1 protein-coding gene is annotated in these 746 nt (G+C 44.2%); it reads left to right on the top strand.

The window, feature by feature from the left end; genetic code table 11:
• A partial coding sequence (locus JFC07_RS13030) for an RNA-guided endonuclease InsQ/TnpB family protein (RefSeq protein ID WP_198329226.1) occupies positions 1-745 on the top strand: 745 nt, incomplete at its 5' end.
• Position 746: the final 1 nt, after the last annotated feature.

Below are 746 nucleotides of genomic sequence, written 5' to 3'. Positions count from 1 at the left end.
AGGGCACTGGTACGTGTCTTTTGGGTGTGAGCGAGCACTGGATCAAAACCCAATTCACCCCTCTACAAGCGCCATAGGTATTGATTTAGGTGTCACTAAACTCATTACCACCTCAGATGGTCAGCACATCAAACCCAAAAACAGCTTTAAAGCCAATCAAATTAAACTGGCCGCATTACAGCGCCAATTAAGTAGAAAAGTCTTATTCAGTCAAAACTGGAAAAAGCAGAACCGTAAGATTCAAAAATTACACCATCATATTGCCAATATCCGCCATGACTACTTGCATAAAATCACCACCACAATCAGCAAAAACCACGCCATGATTGCTTGTGAGGACTTAAAAGTAGCCAATATGTCGAAATCTGCTAGTGGCTCTGCTACTCAGCATGGGCGTAACGTCAAAGCCAAGTCAGGATTGAATAAATCCATTTTGGATCAAGGCTGGGGCATGATGATTGATATGCTTGAGTACAAGCAGCACTGGCAAGGCGGGGTGCTCATTAAAGTAAACCCACGCTACACCAGCCAAACCTGCTTTGAATGCAAGCATATCGCTAAAGAAAATCGACAAACCCAAGCTAAGTTTGAGTGCGTCCAATGCGGGCATAAAGCAAATGCTGATGTGAATGCAGCTAAAAATATTTTATCGGCAGGACATGCCGTTTTGTCTGCGGAGGGAGGATGCGGTAAAGGTCGCCCGTTGAAACAGAAAACTTGTGACATTCGTGAGAAAGTCGCCTAAG

This window comes from Psychrobacter faecalis, from assembly GCF_016107575.1.
Taxonomy (GTDB): domain Bacteria; phylum Pseudomonadota; class Gammaproteobacteria; order Pseudomonadales; family Moraxellaceae; genus Psychrobacter; species Psychrobacter faecalis.
Note: the sequence above shows the minus strand (reverse complement) of the source record. Positions and strands in the feature narration are given on the sequence as shown.